Consider the following 23706-nt stretch of genomic DNA (forward strand, 5'->3'; position numbering starts at 1 on the left):
TGACTCTAATTAAGCTTTTGTTACATACTTGTAAATTTTCCCGCCGACTTACTTAGTCTAAAAATTATGGATATCTAAGGATTAATCTCTAAAAAGCTAATATTTTGTTTAGAAAGTTATTATGGATTTTTCAGCAAAATCTAAACTTTCAGTACGCAGTTGTTATAAGTATGAATAAATACAATTACATCATCGTGAACGTAACAGACTGAAGTCAACCAAGCATAATTTTCTAGAATTATTTAACTTTGCTGACAATAATACCGCTTATTTTTACCTATTTAATTCTTGTATAAATTTAAATTTAGTTAAGTAAAATTTCATAATTTTGTTGTATACAAATAGCAGATATCTCTAGTAGAATCTTTCTATCAACTCATATCTTGTATCTAACGATAAAAATCGCGGCTACCCAAACCAAGCTTGCGGAAACAGGCTTCAAAACCCATGCAATAGGTATCCATGAGCAAAACCAGTGATGACGAAATGTTGTTGCACAAGCAAACTTGGCATCGTGAACGGCAAATAATAGCGCGTTTATCTTCTTTGAACTATCGAACTGGCGAACTGGGTAGCTATTTGCACAACATTGCTTGCGGAGTCAGCGAACTCATTGGAGTTGATTGGACAGTTGTTACCTTTTGCCAAGAGGGGTTTGAAACTGTTCTAGCCAGTAGCCTTGAAATGGGCGAAGGCGAACATGTTTATTCACTACATGGTTTACTAACTGGTACTGTTATCAAAATGGGTCAATCATTAGCAGTAAGAGATGCTCAAAAACACCCAGAGTATGGACAGGCCCCAGAAGGTTATTGCGCATATTTAGGGATACCATTGCGGACTGCTGAAAGTAAAGTGATTGGTACTATCTGTTCTTTTAATCATCTACCACGTGATTTTGCAAAAGAAGACATCAAAATTGTGGAATTGTTTGCTGAACGAGCTGCAACAGCAATTGATAACTATCATCTCTATCAACAACAGTGCAAATTTAATCATATTCTAGAAGCTGAGGTAGAAAAACGCACCGTAGAATTACAAGCAGCCCAAGCCAAGCTTTTAGAACAAGAAAGACTGGTAGCAATTGGTGAATTTGCCGCTATGATTGTGCATGAAATTCGTAATCCTTTGACTACAATGATCATGGGATTGAAATATTTCCGAAAAACCATTTTAACTGAATCTGCTCAAGAGCGATTAGCGTTGGCACTGAGTGAAGCTAGTCGTTTAGAACGTCTATTGAGTGAAATTTTGCTCTACGCCAAGCCTCAAGTTTTGCAACTTTGTGAATTGGACGTGAATGAATTTATTTATGAGTTGCTTGTATGCATTCGTGAAATGCCAGAAGCTCTAGAACGACAAATTGAATTTATTCCGGCATCACCTACGGTAACAATCTTGGGAGATAAGGACAAACTTAAACAAGTATTTATCAACCTTGTTCGCAATGCTTGCGAAGCAGTTGCAGCAGAAGATATTGTTAAATTGAAAGTAGATTGTTCTCATACAGATAAAGTTTGCATTAATGTCCATAACGGCGGTGAGCCAATCCCATTGGAAGTTATCGCCAAACTTTCTCAGCCATTCTTCTCTACAAAACCTTGTGGCACTGGGTTAGGACTTGCTATTACTAAACGCATCGTCAATGCTCATAGTGGGGAACTATTAATCTCTTCTAACCTCTTGACAGGAACTACTGTGAGTGTTCAATTACTTGTAGTTCTTCAATGAAGTTTTGATTGATATAAATGCCAGGTTTGCAATAATAATATTTATTACTTTTATTTGCAACTTGTGAGCTAAATCACACTAGTAACCTAAGCACCGAAATAAAATTCTATTTGTGCATAAAATATTACATATAAAATGATGGAATTACTTCAACTAATGTTGGTGCTAGGTACAGTAGTTGGTGTTACAGACGGGAACACAATTTTGGTTAAAGATAATGCAGGACAAACAACTATAGTCAAGTTAGCGTGTATTAATGCACCAGAGGCAACTGACAAGCGCTATGGTTTAGCAGCAACACAAAGGTTAAAACAGCTATTACCACCTCAAACTCCTGTCGTGATTAGAAGCACAGAACAATTTAAAAATGATCGCCCAGCGGGTGAAGTGTTTGTAGATAATCGGTCAGTAAATCTCCTTTTGGTAGAGTCAGGTAATGCCGTTGTTGACCAAGAGTCTTTACACAATTGCTACGAGAGCAAAACCCAATTTTTAATTGCAGAAGCTAATGCTAAAAATAAGCACCTGGGATTGTGGCAACAATCAAAATTGTAAATGAACACCATATTTTAAAAGCAGGGTTTCAACTTTTTATTACCAAGCACATTGAGCCAATGGAACTTGTGGATAAGGTGGTTGAAACGTTAAAAACCTAATTACTCCACGTTCTTCGGCTGGGATTTTTCCAGAGATGAGAAACATCATCACTTTGAAACGCCTATTGAAAAACGCAACCGTAAAGAAATTGCCAAGCACAGACAGGGGAAAAGACATTTCCCCACTTGATGAGTGACATAGATATTTATCAATGCCCTCAGAGATTTTATGAGGGCTTTATTGATGGAAATCAGCACAAGTAATCAAAAAGTCCGAATGGAATTTTTATTACTTAGCAGAAAATCAATATAGATAAGGGTGAGCAAGAAATGAGCAAGTTTTGGTCTGGAAAGTGAGTAGTAAGAGCAAATAAGCTGTGGAGCGCTTCGGTAATAGCCGCAGTCTTTTTTGAAATCCAAATCAACTTCCTATTTCCACACTAACAGTAGAGGCTAAACACCTCAAAAAGGGCAACTATGAGAATAAATGCTCGGAGTATCACCTCTTTTATATCAACTGAAAGCAGGTTACTCATAGATAAAACAGTCCAAAATATGGTATTTATTTCCATCAAGCGATCGCTATATTGGACTAAATCTACTAATTTTTTTCGTCCCGTAGTGGCATTTATCGCTATTTTGCTGGTAGTGCTAACCTATGCAACTCCTAAAGCTTTGGCTTCAGACCACCAGGACACAACTTTTCTTGCCACTAAGCTGACTGCTGCGGATCTCACAGATTTATTTGTGTTTGAGAGTCCGACAAACCCCAAAAATGTTGTCTTAGTGATGGATTTCGACCCTCTGATCGTTTCTGGTGAAAAAAGACCATTCGATCCAAACGTTCTTTATCAGTTCAAGATTGATAACACTGGCGACAGTATTGAAGATGTCGTACTCCAATTCAATGTAAATGGTAAAGGCTCACAGCAAACTGTGACAGTCCGCGGCCCATGTCGTCCAACCACAGTAGGAACAGAGTCAGCTTTGCTGCCAGTAAGTTGGACAGGGCAACTCAACCAAACATTCGCCGCATATAACGGTATGAAGTTCTTTGTTGGGACACGCAAAGACCCGTTCTTTTTCGATTTGGAACAGTTCTTCAAAATCATCCCGGATCGAAACTATAGCCTTCAGCCTAATCCCAGTCCTCCCTTCACAGTTCTTACCTTTAGACCACCTGGACAAGCAAAAGACACTCTAGCCCCATTCAATGTTCACTCAATTATTGCTGAGCTACCCAGGAAACTGCTTGGTAAAGGCAAGATTGGTGTTTGGATGACAACTAGTGTTAAAACTCCTAGACTCAGAAACGGTCATTTTGCTCAGATTGAGCGGTTAGCAGTTCCAGCCCTGAATGAACTTTTTATGGACTTTAAAGCTCATAATAATAGTAATCTTCAGACACCAACCAAAGACGCTAGCAATCAATCCCAATTCATTCAAGCCTTTGTGAAAGCGATCGGCAGACCTAAAGGCATAGCCGATGCAGTGATCTCAGTGGCGATTCCTGATGTGATCCAAGCTGACCTTTCTAAAGCTAGTGGTAGTTATTTTGGTACTCAGTTAGGCAAAAATTTTGGTGGTAGAAGACCAAAAGATGACGTAATTGATGTGACTGCATCTGTTGTTTTTGGTAATGCAGTTACAGGCATTTCTACAGGCCAAATTCCGGGGCTGACTAGCGATAATGTTGGGCCTAATAATGCTAACTTTCTTTCTGAGTTCCCTTATTTAGGTAATCCTTTGTAAGGTTTATGCATCTAAAAATACTATGGGTGTTAGTGCTGACTAGCCTACTGGTTTTACTAAGACCCTGTGATACACAAGCGCTAAGTTTAGGCTACACCAATGGTAAGTTAGACACATATTCCTCTGCTGTGCAACTGCTGACTGTTAATTCTAGGCAGATATTACCAGGAAAGCAGTCAGATTTAGTCTTCCCCGATTATTTACAGCGATCGCATATTATCAGCGTCTATGAGGAGAAAGTTGCCCAATCTCCCGATTCCTCAATATTTTTACGTCTGTTAGCCGATCAATATTTGAGGCGCTTTCGAGAAATTGGAGATATAGACGATGTGTTACGAGCAGAACAAGCGGCACGTAGATCCCTAGTACTACAGCCGCACCATAATGATGTTTCTTCCATGCTCTTAGCATCAGCTTTACTATCTCAACATCAGTTTCGATCGGCTTTAGATGTATTAAATAATTCATCTCTTGACAATCCCAATATTGTCTCGCTGAGGGCATCAATTCAGATGGAATTGGGTGACTATGAAGCAACTCATCAACTCTTGCAAAACCTTGTTGAGGAAGAATCGAACTCTGGTCATAACGCGGTTTTAGCTCGTTACTTAGAGTTAACTGGCAATCTCGCCTCAGCGCGACAACTGCTAGATGAGGCCATGCAGGAGATGGACTCTTTCTACACGACGAGCGCAGAAACTCGTGCTTGGTTTCATGTGCGGACTGGGGATCTGGCTTTTGCAGTCGGCGATTTTGCCCTGTCTGAGCAGCGATATCGGGAAGCTTTTGACCTCTTCCCACGGCATATAGCTGCGTTTACAGGATTGACCCGCCTGTATGCGGCACAGCATCGATGGCAGGATGTTCTAAATATCGCAAACCAGGGTATAGAACTGATGCCGTTGGTAGAAACGCTGGGGTATAAGGCTGATGCTCAACTAGCTCTGGGAGACCAGGAAGGCGCAGCTGAAACTGAAGATTTAATCGGGGTAGTCGCTTACCTGAGCAAGGTTAAAGGAATCTACGATCGCGCTTTGGCTGTCTACTACACTGAACATGGAATCCACTTACCAGAGGCGCTACAAATTGCCCGTAGTGAAGTGGCAGTGCGAGACGATGTATATGCAGAGGATACGTTGGCTTGGGCAGCTGCGGCTAATGGGGAATGGCAAGAAGCGCAAAGGGCAGCACAACGGGCAACTCGCTTCGGAACAGAGGATGCTTTGCTGCAATTTCATGCTGGCATGATTGCGTTTCACTTAGGTAAGCGTGAGGAAGCAATAAAGCGACTAACTCAAGCTGTTAACCTCAATCCTCAATTTCATCACAAGTATGCTGATGAAGCTCGTCAAGTCTTGGCTAACTTAGTACCCTCTGTCTCTTTTCCCACTGCTAACGCTATAGGGAGTTCTTTATGAAAAAGCTGCTACATTACTTGACTTGGAGTACTGCAATTATCGCAATATGTTTATTTTGGATGCCGAAGGCAGATGCCCATCCTTTAGGCAATTTTACCATCAATCACTACGCAGGAGTGCAAGTAGCACCAGATGGTGTGGGAATTGATTATGTTCTAGACATGGCAGAGATTCCTGCTTTTCAGGAGATTAATCACTTAGATATTAATCGCGATCGCAAAGCTGAACCTGTAGAGACGGTTCGATACCCCGATCAAAAATGCCAGGAAGTCAACTCACATCTGGAACTGTTGATCGATAAACAGCCTTTAGCACTGTCTTTGAGCAAATCAACAGTCGAATTTCCTCCAGGTGTAGGAGGATTATCTACACTGCGGCTGAGTTGTAATTTTCAGGGGACAACGGAGTTAGTAGGCGCGAATCAGTTAATCGAGTTTGAAGATCAGTTTTATCCACAGCGCTTGGGCTGGCGTGAGATTACTGTGGCTGCGAATGGCGTTCCCATTCAAGGTGATTTCACATCTTTGAGTACTACCAACCGCTTGAGAGATTACCCCACTGAGTTACTTAGCAGTCCTCTCGACCAACGTCGGATTGACTTTAAACTCAATCCGTCTCTGACATTGAGTGAACAAGCGCCTCCACCGTCTGTTAAGTCATCCAGCCGTTTAGATAATGCTTTGACAGGAAGAAGCAACGATGTTTTTACTAGCCTGATTACCCAGGAAAATCATAATTTCCTGACTATCCTAATAGCTCTAGCGATCGCCTTTTTATGGGGTGGTTTACACGCCCTGTCCCCTGGTCATGGAAAAACGATAGTCGGTGCTTATTTGGTGGGTTCCCGTAGTAACGCCCAACACGCCCTATTCCTGGGGCTGATTATGACGATTACCCATACTGCTGGCATATTTGCTCTAGGGCTGGTCACTCTTGGCACATCCCAGTTCATCTTGACAGAGCAATTGTACCCTTGGTTAAGTGTAATCTCTGGTGTGCTGGTAACTGTAATTGGTCTGAATTTATTTATCAGTCGATTGCAAGGGACTGAGGTTTCTCATTCACATGATCATGTACATAGCCATCAACACAGCCATGGCTTGCATCATCACCATCACCATGTACATCATGAGCATTCACATCTACCGCCTCACGGTGCTTCTATGAAGTGGTCTAGCCTACTAGCGCTGGGAATATCGGGCGGCTTGTTACCTTGTCCTTCAGCCTTAGTAGTGTTGCTAAGTGCGATCGCAATGGGGCGAATTGGCTTTGGATTAGCGCTGGTATCTGCCTTTAGCTTAGGTCTAGCAGCAGTACTAACTGGAATCGGCTTAATACTGGTTTACGCCAAAGATCGATTTGAGCATTTGTCACTTCAGATACCCAGGATAAAAATGTTACCAGTGGCAAGCGCCTTCTGTATCACCATAATTGGCTTAGGCATTACTTCCCAGGCTTTACTCGCTCATCCCTGGAACTAAATCAAAGTGCTGAGTACTGAATTTTGTCAAAATAACTCTGAAACCCAGATGTCACAAACAATTAAAAAATCTACTGTTGCGGAAAATCATCTACTTCCCCTCTGCATAAAGCATTCTATCCGTATTGCCTCTGCTGCGATGCCTGCGGCAAGCGTAGCCATCGCTCTGTCTTTAAGTGTTATCCTGCCATCTGAGGCATCCACCATTTCATACTCAGGTGACACAACAAACCTACCAACTTTTAACCGTCCTCAAACGGAAGGGTTTGAAGGTGGTACTAACCCACCCACATCACTCTCTATTAATGGTACTGCCGTTCCTTATTACAGCCAGTCTTTCTTAGTTGATACTACTGGCTCATATAATATTGCAGGTTCTCAAGCATTTTTGGGCATCCAGTTCTTGTACCAGAACAGCTTCAATCCAACTACCCCATTAGTTAATTTACTCAGTGGGAATGATCCTTTTCCAGATGAGGGCACATCTGGTTTTAACGGCTTGAGCTTAACTGCCAATAATCAATACTTTTTAGTCACTACTGGATTTGATAATAGCAATAACAGTTTTGGTACTTTTACCAATATCATCATAGGCCCTGGCAATATTACACTAGTACCCGAACCTTCTTCAATTGCCAGCACGGTTATCTTTGGTATTTTTGGTAGCAGCTTAATACTAAAGCGCAACCTGAAAAAGCTAAAATCTGTAAACTAACCTCCTGATGAGTTTGTCAGAAAATTTGATTTTGAGGAAAATATGAAACGATTTACCTTCATCTTTTTAATAACTGCTTTGTGCATAATCGGCTACTTTGAAATTAGCCTGTCTCAAGCTGAAAAACTTTTTTGGCTCAATCTTAGTCTTTAATAATCCTCCCTAGCAAAATCATTTCCCACTCAGCACTCGTAATTTTCGCTGATTAGCTAATTTCTCTTTGCCATAATATATCTACAACTCTCGTCATCCCAGCTTTCAGATGACGGCGATAGGTACTGAAAGGCAAATTTAGCAACTCAGCTGCTTGTTCTTGGGTGGGGGCGGGATTCAAATAAGTTCGATAAACAGCGCGATAGAGTTTTTCGTCACGCGGCGATGATTGTAAAGATTCAACTGCTTGTTTCACCAGATTTTGTAAAACGTTAACGCGTTCGCGTAGGTGTCCAGAGGACAACTTCTCGGAAATTTGCGTGTCCTTTGAACTCTCACTCATACTTGCTTTTGTGGTAACTTGTTCTTCCACGCTGCGCGAGATTACTTCATACACGCTTCGCGATCGCACTAATGGATTATTCTGTAATACATCGGGACAACTAAAGTTACGTAACGCATTCTGCACCGCCTCCACAAATTCTGGTTGACTAAGAACTAATAGAGGTTCACCGACTGGAGTATTATCTACAGATTCTCCGGCAGTTGTAACCTCTTTTCGGGCCAAAATTTCCTGCCATGCGGCAGGTGAGACAATTCGCCAGTCATGCCCATAAACACCATATTGTCTTCCCTCAACTGTAAAATCAGTTTCAGAAAGTCGTGTTAAGTCGAAGTAGTTCAACATTGCTGTCCAACTATCTGCTTGGGCACAAGGTAGAAAGGTATATGCTAACCCCGGTGTTTTCTGAAAATACTGCACAAAATTAATGAAAATTAGACTTTGGGTGGGGGAAACAGCTTGATAGGTGTCCCGCGCCATCCAGAAGCGGAAAATAGTTGCACCTTCACTAGGGCGTAATGGTGCATGGGTTTGGAGATATTGCCAAGATGCCAGAGCGCCCGGATCTGCACTCAAATCTTCAACAGTTGCTGTCTGCAATGCCACCATCATTGCAAATCCCGCAGGTTCGGAGTGCAAGTCACGAAATACTACTACATTCTGCGGTTGGCGCTTCAACCAGCGAGCTGCTATTTTTGCTGATTCTTCGCCTTCATATTCTGCCACCATCCCCAGCAGTGCGGTTTTGTCAGTTTCCCGTAGTGAGTCCGTCAATAAACTACTTTGCTCACCCCAGGTGAAACAGGATCGAATCGCCGAGTTATCCCGATGCAAAAAAATGTAATCAAGTAGGACTCGATGCTTTTCTTGCCCTTGGGTTTGTCCTAGTCGTTTGGTATAATATTGACGTGCTCGGTGGTGTAATTCCGTGTATAATTCCGAATTACGCCAACGTAAGTCAGCAATTAAAACTTCGCGTGCTAAATCGTGGGGAAATAAACCCAATTGCCCTGATTCGATAAACGACAATCCGCGCAACCACTCAAATAAATCGTGAACATCAAATATTTCCCCTAAAGAGTGAGCTTCACCAGCCAAAATATTTTGAGGCACAGCCAATATTTGATTTAGTGCGGCTTCGGTAGTCAGCCGGATCACCGCACAAGCTTCTAAAGCCATACGGTGTGCGGGCGTTGGCACTTCTTTGATGAATCTTGACAACAGTGTTTTAACAATATTGGGAGCAGATTCTGCTTGAAAAGAGATTTCTTTTCCCTGAGCAAACACCTCAGCAACCAAAGATAATGCTAGAGGGTGTCCGTGGGTAAATTCTAGAATCGCCTGGTGTTGTGTGGTGGGAATATCTCGTGTGGTGAGATAAGTTTGACTTTCTTCTGGGGTAAGGTTGCGTAGGGGCAAGGTGTGCATCAAAGCTTGCCAACCTGGATCGCTACACCAACCAGATGAGGGGAGATTGCGTCCAGCAATCACAATTAAAGTATTAACAGACAAATGGGGTAAGAATACCTCTCGCAACCATTCATCTAGCTGGGTAATAGCTTCATAGGTATCAATTAAAATTACATTCCGTTCTTGTCTTTGGGCTAGCACATCCAAAGGAGAATCTGATTCATTCAATCCCATCAACGAACGCAACGTGCTAACAAAAGATTCTGGCGCAGCTTCTATATTACGCCCTTCTACGTAGATAGTTGATATTTTTGACCGTTCACAAAACCGCAAAAACTGCTGCATGAGGGTTGTCTTGCCCACACCGCCAGGCCCAAAAACGTGCAAAATGTGAAAAGGTAATTCTGTTGATGCGATCGCATCAAGAAATAGCTCCACTTCCCGCCCACGTCCTACAAATCTGCGATTTCGTTCTGCACTTAGTCGCTGTAATAGAGATGTCATTGGCATCCCTTCCTTAAATTTTACGTAGGATTACTGTTTTAAAGTATGAAGGATATTGTTGATTTATAAAATCTACTTTGAGAAAATTTATAAATTTTATATACAAGCTTAAAGGCGCAATAAGTAGGTGGGCGCTAAAAAAATACAACTAGATTAAGAAATCTAAATCGCTTAAAAGCTTATATTCAAAGCGTTTCTGGTATTTTGTATAAGTTTACACAGTTCGTTTTAATTGTGCCTACTACTTACTAGCGAACCAGTATTAGATAACCTTGTTAGTAGCATTGGTTTGGCTCCCCCAATTGCGACTGGTACAACCCAGCAAAAGTGTTGCAAGGTCGCACCTAAAAGAAACGCTTGTGCAACAATACTTTACACTTTATGCATTTCTTACCTTTTTCTTTCTCCTAGACCTGACTTTTCCCGTTAAGTCTCAAAAAGCTTGCTCATAAAGGATTCTGGACAAAGCACAGTATATACGGTACAGTAATTGAAATTCGGTGCTAAAAGTTACAAGCAATGTTGGACTTGCAATCGCAAACGCGGTTACGAATTTTTCTCTAATCCTAAAACAACATTTGATCTGACTTTTCCACATCCCGTGAAAAGTCAGATTTAATGGTGGGGTGCAATGACTATGGGAAATCATAACTAACTTATGCGGACATGATACAAGTAGGCTAAGTCGCTTACTTTTTGGCGTTTTTAATATCATCAATCAACTCATCAATCCTTGATTGAGTAGTGTTCCAAGAACACATAAAACGTACTCCTCCCACACCTATAAATGTATAAAACTGCCAGTTATTGGCTTTTAAGCTGTGAACGACTTCTTCAGGTAATTTTACAAATACGGCGTTGGCTTCTCTAGGAAACATCAAGTCAACACCTTCTATGTTTAATAGTTTATTTTCTAAGTATTCAGCACATTGATTAGCATGTCTGGCATTTTTTAGCCAAGCACCAGTTTCTAATAAACCCAACCAAGGAGCCGAAATAAACCGCATTTTTGAAGCTAGCTGGCCTGCTTGCTTGCATCGATAATCAAAATCTTCTGCTAGCGCTTTATTGAAGAAAAGAATGGCCTCACCTAATGCCATTCCATTCTTGGTACCACAAAAACACAATACATCCACTCCAGTTTTCCAAGTAATTTCAGCAGGGCTTTTATTCATAGCGGCAACTGCATTTGCAAAACGAGCGCCATCCATGTGAATCTTTAAGTTATATTTGTTTGCAACTTCTTTAATACTTAAAAGTTCTTCAATAGAATATAAAGTTCCTAATTCAGTTGATTGTGTAATGCTAATAACTTTAGGTTTGGGATAATGAATATCAGTGCGTTTAGTGACAATTGACTCTATAGCTTCTGATGTTAGTTTGCCATTTTTACCGTGAGCAAGTAGCAGTTTAGAGCCATTAGATGCAAATTCAGGTGCACCACATTCATCTGTTTCTATGTGAGATGTCTCATGGCAAATGACGCTGTGATATGATTGACACAGAGCAGCTAAAGATAAAGAATTTGCGGCTGTCCCGTTAAAGGTAAAAAATACTTCACAATCAATTTCAAAGAGTTCCCGAAAATAATCTGTTGCTTTTTGAGTCCATTCATCATTTCCATAAGCTGGAACACTACCTTGATTTGCCCTAATCATATATTCCAGTGCTTCAGGACAAATACCAGAGGAATTATCACTTGCAAACTGTTCTAATTGGCTACTCATAATTTCTACTTTGATTTTTAACAGTCATTGTTACAATAATAGTAAATAATTTGTGAGTTTGCCAATTTTAAGATTGACAGATAATGCTATTAACCTCTCCAATTATCTAATAATTATGCTAATTACAATAACTTTGGATGGAATAAAAATAATTTTTTATAGCTATACTTAATAATTTATGGAAAACAGGTTTTTGACTTATATAAAAAACCGGAAGTCTGAACCTTTTGATTTTTATATCTTGTATCAACCTACTTAATTAGCTTTTTTTCCTGTAACTTTTATCTCAACTAGTTATAACCTGAAGTAGTATAGTAATACTATTAAATGACTTTGGTGATGTCTACAGAAAACTGGAATCTTATTTTCACATCACTGAGATGTTTAATTACTACGGTGTTTTCGCAGCCTTGCGTTGAAGATATTTTGAGACGATAAACATCGCCAATAACTAAATATTATGGTAAAAAAATAAAGTTTGCTAATCAGAATGCTAATTATGTACTTATAATACACTATACAATGTCCTACAAATAACTATGAAATCACTATTTGGCATATTTGTCCTTTGTTAGTTCTCAGTAGTCATTTGTTTATTTTCTAGTGACTAATGACCAACGATCAATACTTCTCTACAAGAGGCTGTGCCAACGACTACGCTCAGTACAAGTGACCAATGACTAATAACTAATGACTGAACCATTGATTGAACTGAAAGGTGTTTCTAAGTCCTTTGGTAGCCATAAAGTTCTAGATAATGTAGACTTGACCATTTACCGGGGAGAAGCACTGGGGATTATTGGCCCATCAGGGACTGGGAAATCAACTATCTTACGAGTAGTAGCGGGGTTACTTAGTCCTGATGAAGGAGAAATTTATGTGCAAGGAGTGCGGCGAGACGGTTTGATTGAGGATGGTGGCCAGCAGGTTGGCATTGGTATGGTGTTTCAGCAGGCGGCGCTATTTGATTCGCTGACAGTAGAGGAAAATGTAGGATTTTTACTTTATCAAAATTCAAAGCTGGCGCGATCGCGCATCCGAGATTTGGTAAAAGAAAAATTGGAGATGGTTGGTTTGCCAGAAATAGGCCACCTCTACCCAGCTGAACTTTCTGGGGGAATGCGCAAACGGGTGAGTTTTGCCCGTGCAATTATGTCTAACCCTGATAGTCCCAGTGAAGGGCCAGAAGTTCTACTATACGACGAACCAACGGCCGGACTCGATCCCATTGCCTCGACAGTAATCGAAGATTTAATCCGCCACTTGCAATGTTTACATGGAGTTTGTAGTACATACGCCGTTGTTACCCACCAGGACAGCACTATCCGCCGTACATCTGATAGACTTATATTTCTCTATGAAGGTAAAGTGCAGTGGCAAGGTACAGTTAGTGAAATATACAACACAGAACATCCCTTGATCAGACAATTTATCAGTGGAAGTGTTCAAGGCCCGATTAAAGTCGCCGGCTAGAAACTTAAAAGTGAGGAGTAAGGAGTTAAATTTAACTACTAACTTCTAACTTTTAACTCCTAATTGGTTATTGGTTGTTGGTGGAGGCAAAAAAATGCGAGGTCTTATGACAAGTCGCTTCGCGTCTGGGCGAACATTTAGAGAAGGTTCTGTGGGATTATTACTCCTGCTAGGACTAGGGGTATTTGGATTACTCTTTCTGTGGTTAAATAGATTCACTGCTGCTGGCCGTTCATACAAAATTATTGTAGAATTTGCTAACGCTGGTGGAATGCAAAAGGGAGCAGCAGTTCGCTATCGTGGCGTTAAGGTAGGAACTATTTCCCAGCTTCGACCAGGGCCAAATGCCATTGATGTAGAGATTGAAATTCCCCAAACTAACCTCATTATCCCCCGTAATGTCGTGGTGGAAGCTAATCAAAGCGGGTTAATTAGCGAAAGTATTATCGACATCACACCAAGAACAACCTTGCCTGCTGGGGTTGTGACTGCTAAACCCCTAGATAAAAGTTGTGATACCAGCCTCATCGTCTGTAATGGCTCTCGCTTAAAAGGTCAGGTTGGCATCAGTGTTGATGCACTAATTCGCAGTTCAACTGAGCTAGCCGGTGCATACAATAATCCAAAATTTTATCGAAATCTCAATAGGGTTCTAGAAACTACCACAGGTGCAGCATCCAGTTTTACTGAGCTAAGTCAGGATTTACAAGGTTTGACCAAAAGCTTACGACTACAACTTAATACCTTTTCTGCTACGGCTAATTCAGTGCAACGGGCGACAAACCAACTTAATGCATCTGCAAATCAAACAGTAAATAAATTCGGTGCAACTGCAACTCAAGCAAATCGATTGCTAAACAATTTGGATAATTTGTTGACAACAAATCGTTCGACGCTGGTTGGTGCGTTGAACAATATCACCGAAACCAGCAACCAATTGCGTGTTACAGTCAGTAGCTTATCACCATCTGTCAATCGATTGACTCAAGGAGAATTACTCAACAATTTAGAAACGCTTTCAGCAAATGCAGCCCAAGCCTCAGCTAATTTACGTGATGCTTCTAAAACCTTAAACGATCCCAAGAATACGGTGTTGCTGCAACAAACTTTAGATTCAGCACGAGTAACCTTTGAAAATACCCAAAAAATTACATCTGATTTAGATGAATTGACAGGAGATCCTAATTTCCGTAAAAATCTGCGGCAATTGGTAAATGGTTTAAGTGGTTTAGTATCTTCTACACAACAGATGCAGCAACAAGTGCAGGTTGCTACTACTCTAGATTCGGTAAAAGCTGCTGTGAGCAAACCAAAGAATCTAATTCCTACCCCAGCACCAACCCAACAGGCGATGTTTAATGACAAGTCGCTACCAGTCTATGAAATTAATCCCTCAGCGGCTAATTTTGCAAGTACCAACACCGACCTTCAACCAATTTCCAGTCCGTCTATCCCGAACTCATCCCAAGAAAACCTTTTGAAGCAGCTGCGGGAGTATGGCAAGCAACGGGAGCAACTGGAGACGGAGAAAGAGGCTATACAGGTTGACCCTTCAGCTTCGCTCACTGCTGACCCTGAGCAAAGCCAAACTGTTGAAAATTTTAAGTAAGATATTTTACTGTCAGGTGAATGTGTTGAAGCTCATCGACACCACTCGCTATAACCTTGAAAGGTGTCGATTGTTTGCATAGTAAAGTTTTCAGGCTGCAAAACCCATTGCTCAGTGATACAGCAGATTTCAAGGAAAGTGAGATACACAAGCTAAGTCTGTTACCCAGGTATAAAGCGTGTTTTACTCTTGAATTCTGAATTGTGAATTCTGAATTCTGAATTCTGCTGTATCTTCCAAAACTCAAATAAGTTTGCTCCTATTAATGACAGCACCCGCTTTTAAGAACGAATTAACATTGGGTCATAAATTTGAGACTCTTGAACCCCATAATTACACAGAATAGACCTAGCTATATCTTGCTCATGATCTGTGCCACTAACGATAAGTATTGTAATTGCCTTGCTCTATTTGCTCATTGTAAAAGCGTGCCCACTCATCTGCTATTCCTAACCTCATAGCGTCAAAGCGTTCACTTAAATTAATGCCTGTTGAGCCAACCAATTGAGAAAAGTCTTTGCAAATTAAGGAAATCTGGTTTAATGAAAAACCTGCGATACACATATCCTTAATTGCCGCTTCAGCATTATCTATGTTATTAAAGCAACTAACACCATATTTAGACATCATCCCACTTTTATTAGGAATGGCAGTAGCAGAAGTCGTTGTGGTCAGATAATTTGTAGTTTCATATTCACTGTTGAGATGCTCGTAAATGCCAAACTCTTCAATACCCCAACGCTGTAGTATTTCTTCTACTTTAGTAATTTCAAAAGATGTGCAATCCACGATTATTAAATAGTGTCCGTCCTCTACTCGCTCGTTATATGCTCTAGCTTGCTCTGACGACATTCCCCAACCAACTAATGCACCAGCAAAAGTCCCAGTGGCAGCACCAATACTTGCCCCAACAAGGGTTGTAACCAAAGCAGTTGCCGCCGCCCCAGCCAGCATTATTGGGCCAACTCCAGGGATTGCTAAAGTCCCAAGACCCACTAATAAACCAGTTAACCCACCAACAGCGCCCCCTGAAAGCCCTCCTACTGTTGCACCTTCGTCAGTTTTATCACCAGTGCCCTCTTTCACTTCATTATCGGCATTCTCATGATTACGATCTGAATTTTGTACAACTACAGATACTTTCTCCATCGCCAAGCCAGAATCTCTCAACTCATGTATTGCCTGTTCTGCATCTATCCGATGAGTAAATACGCCTACAGCACGTTGATATTGAATTAAAGCCATTATTACTCCTTGGTAGCAGGGGAAAGATTAATCACTGACAAAGTTGATTCTTCAGTACATGTTATATTAAATACGAGTTGGTTCAACTCAAAACTATCTTTAGTAATAAAATACATTCTCTCCCTCATTAGGTAGGCAATAACACCCTCAACGGTACAAGTCATTTTGCTAAACAATAGCCATTCTTATACAGATATTAAATGTGGCGGGTGGCAGTATTCGTAACATTTCTTTGAATACCGCATTTCTTGCCACCCAAGCAAAGCAAGCGGTACAGGTGTAATAATTATTATAAGTAATTCTAAGTAGCAAAAAGTGAATACACCAAGACGAAAGACTTCTAACTGATGCAGAATTATTATTAGTGAGTGACACGGGACAGCCTCAACTACATGTGTATGTCCAACGCAGACATAACGACATTCCCCCATGTTCATATCCTAAATTCTCACGGCTTGGTTATGGAATGCAAATTACTTCTTTGAAATTTCGCTTCTGTTCTTACTGTGGTTTTCCCTATAAGAAGTCCGGGAATTCTGTGTGATTTGATGGACAACCTGTTTAACAAAACCTTCCTAAAGGCTGACTGTCCTTTACTTATGCTTTGTCTGTAGGCAGACGAGATCGATACATAAAAAAGGTATATATTGACTTGAGTTTTTACCGCGATTTGAAGACTCAATATCAGGCACCTGGAGATTTTGCTCAAGCATACGTGATTGCTCATGAAATTGGGCATCATGTCCAAAATTTACTGGGGATTTCGCAGCAAGTTAGAGGTTTGCAGAACCAAGTGAATCAGACGCAAGCAAATCAGCTTTCTGTGCGATTAGAATTACAAGCAGACTGTTTTGCAGGCGTTTGGGCAAATCATGCTCAACGCTCACGGCAAATTCTGGAAACAGGTGATATTGAAGAAGTATTGAACGCAGCTAGCAGTATTGGAGATGACCGCTTGCAAAAACAAGCTAGAGGCTATACTGTGCCAGAATCTTTTACACATGGTAGTTCAGCCCAAAGGGTTCGTTGGTTTAAACAAGGTATCCAAACGGGCGATCCTCAGAAATGTAATACTTTTGCCAAGACAAATTCCTAACATACAGCAGAATTCAGAATTCAGAATGGGCTACGCCCCGCTGTGCTAACAGGAGTAAAATACGCTTTATACTTGGGTAACAGACTTCGCTTGTGTACCTCACTTTCCTTGAAATCTGCTGTATTTCAATTTTTATGATTCTCTGGCAGCCATCTAGCTTTATTGGCAAAGCTTTCCTGAGTAGGGAGCAGAAATTGAGGAAGCGATCGCCACAATCGATTTAGACTATTTCCAAGAACACTTGTCTAAACTCATCTCGTTCTGGAAACGAGATAGCGATCGCAAGGTTTATTTTAATATTCCAAAAACTATTTGGTTATTTATTTATCACTAAGCCAGGAAGTAAAGGTGCTGATTTAGGATTAGCCACTTCCCGGTAGATTATAGAAGAAAAACATGGTGGACAACTCACAGTGACATCTGAATTAGGCAAAGGCGCAGAATTAGCGATCATTATTCCAGGGCTGAGTCAGAAGTTAGGAATGGAAAAGAATAACTAAATACCCAATACAACTCTTGGAGACGCATTCGCAAACGCTCAGTAACAAGTGCCCAATGCCCAATTCCCCATAACTAATTCCAATCCTGTTCATCTTTCTTGCCACGGCTTTTGTAAATTCCCCCCAAATCGTGAATTTGACGAGTTTTCTCAAAAAGCTCGGCTTCGGTCAAACCCCACTGCTGCAAGACTTTATCTAGGTCTTGTTGGATGTCTCTCGCCCCTGGAAACCCTTGATAGCGCATTCGCAGTCTAGCCAATTCTGCTAAGTTATAGTCTGTCGCCTCTTGAGCGAGTAAAATATCAATAAGGGGGCGATCGCGGTTATAAAGTGGATGTTGTTGGTCTTTACCGGCCGTTGCTTCAGTCATTGTCAGTCCTGAGTTTAGAGTGCTAAGTCCTGAATTTTAAGTTTAGCTGACAGTGGAAAACAAAACAGACAAAAGAAAATTGTCAAATACCGAAATCTTAACTGTCAACTTTGCAACTCTTGACTTTTTCCGTACTCCACTCAGCACTCCTACTAAGACGGCAAGTACACCTGATGTCTTACGGCTCTCACCACTGCCACTTAACTTTAAATAAAGTTACATTGTTCTTAAGAAAATACAAAAAACTTTAGATGAGGGTGAATTTTATCTCACCCAAAGTCCAAGCAGCGAGGGAGCAATAACCCATTATGTTTGAACACTTCACTTCCGAAGCCATTAGAGTAATTATGTTAGCTCAGGAGGAAGCACGTCGCCTGGGACATAACTTCGTAGGAACTGAGCAAATTCTCCTGGGTTTGATGGGAGAAGGAACTGGGGTTGCTGCTAAAGTGCTAGCTGAATTAGGCGTTACCCTCAAAGATGCACGTCGCGAGGTAGAAAAAATTATTGGTAGGGGTTCTGGCTTTGTACCACCAGAAATTCCTTTTACTCCTAAAGTAAAAAGCCTCTTCGAGCAATCGTTTAAAGAAGCTCACAGTCTAGGACAAAATTACATAAACACTGAACACTTACTCTTAGGATTAACCGAGGCTGGTGAAGGTGTCGCCGCCAAAGTACTGCAAAATCTAGGGGTTGACTTCAAGAGTGTCCGCAGTGCCATAGTTCGCCGTTTGGGTGAAAATGCACCAGCTTTTGCTGGTAGTGGTAGTCAAAAGCGTACCCAACCATTAACAATGGAAGAATTTGGCAGAAATTTGACCAAATTAGCCCAAGAAGGCAGACTCGACCCCGTAGTTGGTCGTGAGAAGGAAATTGAGCGGGCAATCCAAATTCTCGGTCGCCGCACTAAGAATAATCCAGTGTTGATTGGAGAACCCGGAGTTGGTAAAACTGCGATCGCAGAAGGTCTAGCTCAACGAATCATCAACCAAGATGTTCCCGAAACCTTACAGGACAAGCAAGTTATCAGCCTCGATATGGGGTCATTGGTAGCTGGAACTCGCTTCCGTGGCGATTTTGAAGAACGCATCAAAAAAGTCGTGGAAGAAGTCCGCACTGTGGGCAATATCATCTTGGTAATTGACGAAATTCACACCTTGGTTGGCGCTGGTGGTACAGAAGGCGGTTTGGATGCAGCCAACATCCTTAAACCTGCTTTAGCACGGGGTGAACTCCAGTGCATCGGCGCAACTACCCTGGATGAGTATCGTAAGCATATTGAGCGTGATGCCGCCCTAGAGCGTCGTTTCCAACCAATTAAGGTCGGGGAACCATCGGTAGAGGAAACCGTACAAATTCTCTACGGCTTGCGCGGTGCTTATGAACAGCACCACAAAGTCACAATTTTGGATGCGGCACTTGTCGCAGCCGCAGAATTATCAGACCGCTATATTAGCGATCGCTTCTTGCCCGATAAGGCAATAGACTTGATTGATGAAGCTGGTTCTCGCGTTCGTCTGCGGAACTCCCAAAGTTCTCCCAATAAAGAACTGAAGCGTGAACTCGCTGGCGTTACCAAAGAAAAAGAAGCAGCAGTCAGAGTCCAAGATTTTGACAAAGCTACACAACTGCGCGACCAAGAGTTAAAACTCGCAGAACAACTGCAAGCAACGTTTACACCAAACGAGCAACCTGTCAACTCGACTGTAGTTGACGAAGAAGACATCGCCCAAATCGTTGCCTCTTGGACTGGCGTACCAGTTAACAAGCTAACTGAATCTGAGTCAGAGTTGCTCTTGCATCTAGAAGACACTCTGCATCAGCGGCTCATCGGTCAAGAGCAAGCAGTCTCGGCTGTATCTCGCGGTATCCGTCGCGCCCGCGTTGGCTTGAAAAATCCTAATCGTCCCATTGCTAGCTTTATCTTCTCTGGCCCCACTGGAGTTGGTAAAACAGAATTGGCGAAGGCACTAGCTTCCTACTTCTTCGGCGCGGAAGACTCGATGATTCGGCTAGATATGTCCGAATACATGGAAAGCCACACCGTCGCCAAGCTGATTGGTTCGCCTCCTGGTTATGTAGGATACGACGAAGGCGGACAACTTACAGAAGCCGTGCGCCGGAAACCATACTCAGTGCTGCTATTCGACGAAATCGAAAAAGCACACCCCGATGTATTCAATATGCTGCTGCAACTCTTGGATGATGGTCATCTTACTGATGCCAAAGGTCGGAAAGTTGACTTCAAGAACACCCTGATCATTTTGACTTCAAACATCGGTTCCAAGGTGATTGAAAAAGGTGGTAGTGGTTTAGGCTTTGACTTCGACACTCAAGCCGACGCTAGTTATAACCGCATCCGCACCTTGGTAAATGAGGAATTGAAAGCTTACTTCCGTCCTGAGTTCCTCAACCGTCTTGATGAGATTATCGTCTTCACCCAGCTTTCCAAGGATGAAGTTAAGCAAATCGCCGAAATTATGCTCCGCGATGTTGCTAGCCGCTTGACAGAAAAGGGAATTATCCTAGAAGTTAGCGATCGCTTCAAAGAGCTTGTGGTACAAGAGGGTTATAACCCCAGCTACGGCGCTAGGCCATTACGTCGGGCAATTATGCGCCTCCTAGAAGATTCTCTCGCTGAAGCAATGCTGTCTGGTGAAATTACAGATGGAGACACAGCCCTTATCGATGTTGATGATGACTCTCAAGTGAGAGTACAAAAATCAGAAAAACGAGAATTGCTCTTGGCAAATGTTGGTTAATTTTATACCCGATCGCTTTTTACTGTAATATTTGAGAAACACTCCAGCCTCTTGCGTAGAGCAGAGGCACAAACAGGGTCATCTCAGACAAACATCAAGTGAAATGGTATTATTTTCCACCCCTAGTAGAAATGCTAGGGGTTTTTTATGCGATTCCTTTTGAGTAGGCAATAGCCACCTATCCCCTGTCTATAATCAGTTTTAGGATATAGCAATAAGAGACTATTTATCCCAGATTCCGCAGGTGCAACTTATATATCGGTAATTTTGAAAGTCAAACCCATGACAAACTCATAATTATACCCCTCCCCAACCCTCCCCGATGCTTTGGGGCTACGGTGTATACAGAAGTCGAATTACCCCCCTTAATCCCCCCGTTTATTGGAGGGAAACCGGAAAATCTACTTCCCTCCCCTTTCTAAGGGGAGGGTTAGGGTGGGGTATAATCGTGAATTTCTCAGCTATTTCAGACTTGTGTATACACGATGCTTTAGGCAGGGTGCGCGTCAGCGCGGGCGGGGTTATCTGTCGTAAACATTAGACTTCTTGCATAAATCAAAAAAAGAACCCCACCCCGCCTTTGACTTACGTCAAATTCTCCCCTCCCCGCTTGCGGGGAGGGGTTGGGGGTGGGGTGTTAGGGGACTTTTGCAAGAGGTCTATTTTTTGAATTGGTACTAGTTAACAAAAATTAGAATGCACAAATGCTCAAATTTGAAAAACTTTGCCAGAGTAGAAATAAGGGTTTTGACATTTACCTATGTGCAATTAAATGACTCAAATATTTGAAGATGCGACGAAAACAGACGATTATATCCGTGTTGCTCAACTTGCAGAAGTTCAGGCAGCAGGCAGCTTGTTAGTCCACAAAGAAAAGCATACGATTGCTTTGTTTTACTCAAATAATACAGTTTACGCAATTGATAACCGTTGTCCTCACATGGGCTTTCCCTTACAAGGAAGCACTTGCAAAGATGGTATTGTTACCTGTCCTTGGCATTATGCCCGCTTTGACCTTGCTAGCGGTGGAACGTTTGACTCGTGGGCAGATGATGTTCCTTGTTTCCCAGTAAAAATCCGTGATGGTGAAGTTTGGGTAAATTTAGCACCACCAGTTAATCCTCATGCTCACCACCGCCAACGTCTGCAAGACGGTTTAGAGCAGAATATTTCTTTAGTGATTGCAAAATCAACGCTCGCACTATTAGATATGGGGGTGAACCCGACAGAACCATTTCTCATGGGGCTAGAATTTGGCACTCGTTATAACAAAGCGGGTTGGAGTACAGGTTTGACTATCCATACCTGTATGATGAATCTACTACCTTATCTCGATGTAGAAGACAGACCCCGTGCTTTATTCCACGGACTGTCGGCAGTAGCTAATGATAGTGCGGGTGCGCCACCAGAGTTTGTTGTTCACCCATTACCCAACGCTAAAGTAGATTTTGCGACTCTCAAAAACTGGTTTCGCCAATTTATTCAGGTACGGGATACTGAAGCGGCACAAAGATGTTTAGTATCTGCTGTTCGTTCAGGAGCTAATTCAAAGCAAATAGCAGATATGCTGTTCTGTGCTGCCACGGATCGTCGCTATCTTGATGTTGGGCATACGGTTGATTTTATCAATAAAGCATTAGAAGCACTTGATACTATAGCTTGGCAAGCGGCAGAATCAATTCTGGCTAGCCTAGTTTCAGGTTTAGCCAATGCCTCTCGGATGGAAGAATCCAACTCCTGGCGCTACCCTGTAGATTTGGTGGCAATATTAGAGTCAGCATTTGAGCAATTACCGACTGTATTAAGTGTGGGAAAATGTCGACAAGGAAGTTGGTCACAAACAGATGAACTAGTACCAATTTTATTGGGTGAAGACCCACAAGCGATCGCAGACTCGCTGTTGAATGCACTGGCAGCAGGTTGTACTGAAGAACAATTAGCTAGTGTAGTTACTTATACAGCAGCATTACGAATAGCTCGTTTCCACACTAATAATGACTTTGGAGATTGGAATTCAGCCCACCATCCATTTACGTTTGCAAATGCCGTACATCAAGCTTTACGAAGAGTACCAACAGTCGAACTACTAAGAGGTGTGTTTGATGCGGCGATGAGTGTATATTTAAATCGTTTTTTGAATGTCCCACCAGCAAGGCTGCCAGAACCTAAAGACATCGGGGAAAATCCCGAACAATTACTCCAGCAGCTACCGGATTTATTAAACCGTCAGCAGCAAGTAAACCAGACAGGGCAATTAGTTGCTAATTATTTATACAGTGGTGGTAGTGCTGAAAGACTGATGGCAAAACTGGGGAAATTGATGCTACGAGAAAACCGTGATTTTCATGTCATTCAAGAAATAGAAGCCGCTTTTCGTCAGTATTCTTTCCTTGGTCAAACTTCGGCTGGAATTCATATACTAGTGGCTGCGTCTCGGTATTTAGCCGCTCATTCTCCGACAATGCGATCTCAAGGACAAACTTATCAAATTGCAGAACGTTTACATCAGGGTGCTCGCTTATTTGAGGAATCATGACCGAAAAGTGGAGAATTTGAACTGTATCTTATTACATCCCAAACTGTAGATCGTTGGTCTTTCAAGACGCGATTTATCGCGTCTATAGATCGGGGTTTTGTTGCTGATTCTGAACTCTATTGAGATATAAAGCGTGTTTTATAGCAAAGTGCTGAGTGCTGAGTAGAAACCCAGTTGCTTCAAGGTTTTGAGCAATCAACACTGTCCTAACATTAGTGGCTACGGCTATAACCCTCTTCTGTCACTTTCCGGTTATTCTGAATAAAAGAATAAAAAAAGAAAACCC

16 protein-coding genes are annotated in these 23706 nt (G+C 41.9%); 12 read left to right on the plus strand and 4 right to left on the minus strand.

All coding sequences use genetic code 11. The features are described 5' to 3' along the window. The first annotated feature begins 462 nt into the window (after positions 1 to 462). The 6 genes from HWQ40_RS34635 to HWQ40_RS34665 all read left to right on the plus strand — a co-directional run bounded on the left by HWQ40_RS34635 (position 463) and on the right by HWQ40_RS34665 (position 7692). On the plus strand, positions 463 to 1731 hold the full coding sequence (locus HWQ40_RS34635) for a GAF domain-containing sensor histidine kinase (protein WP_292787000.1): 1269 nt from the start codon (positions 463 to 465) through the stop codon (positions 1729 to 1731). A gap of 135 nt (positions 1732 to 1866) precedes the next feature. Further along, positions 1867 to 2286 carry a thermonuclease family protein gene (locus HWQ40_RS34640; protein ID WP_292787001.1) on the plus strand — a complete coding sequence of 140 codons (420 nt, stop codon included), beginning with the start codon at positions 1867 to 1869 and terminating at the stop codon, positions 2284 to 2286. A 596-nt stretch (positions 2287 to 2882) separates the two neighbouring features. Further along, the gene (locus tag HWQ40_RS34650; protein ID WP_292787003.1) at positions 2883 to 4079 is read left to right on the plus strand and encodes a DUF4331 domain-containing protein; all 1197 of its coding nucleotides are present in this window, start codon (positions 2883 to 2885) and stop codon (positions 4077 to 4079) included. Between the two features lie 5 nt (positions 4080 to 4084). Further along, complete coding sequence (locus HWQ40_RS34655) at positions 4085 to 5497, plus strand: hypothetical protein (RefSeq protein ID WP_292787005.1); 1413 nt, start codon at positions 4085 to 4087, stop codon at positions 5495 to 5497. Further along, complete coding sequence (locus tag HWQ40_RS34660) at positions 5494 to 6978, plus strand: sulfite exporter TauE/SafE family protein (protein WP_292787008.1); 1485 nt, start codon at positions 5494 to 5496, stop codon at positions 6976 to 6978. Before HWQ40_RS34655 ends, HWQ40_RS34660 begins: the two co-directional genes overlap by 4 nt. 48 nt (positions 6979 to 7026) lie before the next feature. After that, positions 7027 to 7692: a hypothetical protein gene (locus HWQ40_RS34665; protein WP_292787010.1), complete on the plus strand. Its 666-nt coding sequence runs from the start codon at positions 7027 to 7029 to the stop codon at positions 7690 to 7692. 205 nt (positions 7693 to 7897) lie between these two features. Here the strand turns inward: HWQ40_RS34665 and HWQ40_RS34670 are convergent, their stop codons facing one another. Both HWQ40_RS34670 and HWQ40_RS34675 read right to left on the minus strand, forming a co-directional pair. Next, positions 7898 to 10102, minus strand: a complete 2205-nt coding sequence (locus HWQ40_RS34670; protein WP_292787012.1) for an ATP-binding protein — start codon at positions 10100 to 10102, stop codon at positions 7898 to 7900. Between the two features lie 689 nt (positions 10103 to 10791). Continuing rightward, positions 10792 to 11829, minus strand: coding sequence for a low specificity L-threonine aldolase (locus HWQ40_RS34675; protein WP_292787014.1), 1038 nt, complete (start codon positions 11827 to 11829; stop codon positions 10792 to 10794). Positions 11830 to 12519: 690 nt separating this feature from the next. On the opposite strand from HWQ40_RS34675, the gene HWQ40_RS34680 reads away from it, so the two are divergent. Further along, positions 12520 to 13302, plus strand: a complete 783-nt coding sequence (locus tag HWQ40_RS34680; RefSeq protein WP_292787016.1) for an ABC transporter ATP-binding protein — start codon at positions 12520 to 12522, stop codon at positions 13300 to 13302. A gap of 94 nt (positions 13303 to 13396) precedes the next feature. Then, entirely contained in the window at positions 13397 to 14911 is a 1515-nt protein-coding gene (locus tag HWQ40_RS34685) for an MlaD family protein (protein WP_292787018.1), read from the plus strand. Positions 14912 to 15289: 378 nt separating this feature from the next. Here HWQ40_RS34685 and HWQ40_RS34690 read toward each other — a convergent pair whose 3' ends face one another. Beyond that, on the minus strand, positions 15290 to 16156 hold the full coding sequence (locus HWQ40_RS34690; protein ID WP_292787021.1) for a hypothetical protein: 867 nt from the start codon (positions 16154 to 16156) through the stop codon (positions 15290 to 15292). Positions 16157 to 16760: 604 nt separating this feature from the next. Between HWQ40_RS34690 and HWQ40_RS34695 the strand changes: the two genes are divergently transcribed. Beyond that, positions 16761 to 17252: a neutral zinc metallopeptidase gene (locus HWQ40_RS34695; RefSeq protein ID WP_292787023.1), complete on the plus strand. Its 492-nt coding sequence runs from the start codon at positions 16761 to 16763 to the stop codon at positions 17250 to 17252. Positions 17253 to 17825: 573 nt separating this feature from the next. On the opposite strand, the gene HWQ40_RS34700 is transcribed toward HWQ40_RS34695, so the two are convergent. Continuing rightward, positions 17826 to 18122: a DUF3288 family protein gene (locus HWQ40_RS34700; RefSeq protein ID WP_292787025.1), complete on the minus strand. Its 297-nt coding sequence runs from the start codon at positions 18120 to 18122 to the stop codon at positions 17826 to 17828. Between the two features lie 79 nt (positions 18123 to 18201). On the opposite strand from HWQ40_RS34700, the gene HWQ40_RS34705 reads away from it, so the two are divergent. The 3 genes from HWQ40_RS34705 (at position 18202) to HWQ40_RS34715 (ending at position 23420) form a co-directional block, all read left to right on the plus strand. Next, positions 18202 to 18336 (plus strand): hypothetical protein, encoded by a 135-nt coding sequence (locus tag HWQ40_RS34705; RefSeq protein WP_292787027.1) that lies wholly within the window; start codon positions 18202 to 18204, stop codon positions 18334 to 18336. Between the two features lie 94 nt (positions 18337 to 18430). Further along, entirely contained in the window at positions 18431 to 20884 is a 2454-nt protein-coding gene (locus tag HWQ40_RS34710; protein ID WP_292787029.1) for an ATP-dependent Clp protease ATP-binding subunit, read from the plus strand. 772 nt (positions 20885 to 21656) lie between these two features. Continuing rightward, positions 21657 to 23420, plus strand: coding sequence for a Rieske (2Fe-2S) protein (locus HWQ40_RS34715; protein WP_292787032.1), 1764 nt, complete (start codon positions 21657 to 21659; stop codon positions 23418 to 23420). The last annotated feature ends 286 nt before the right edge of the window (positions 23421 to 23706 follow it).

It is taken from the genome of Nostoc sp. NMS9, assembly GCF_017114995.1.
Taxonomy (GTDB): Bacteria; Cyanobacteriota; Cyanobacteriia; order Cyanobacteriales; family Nostocaceae; genus Nostoc.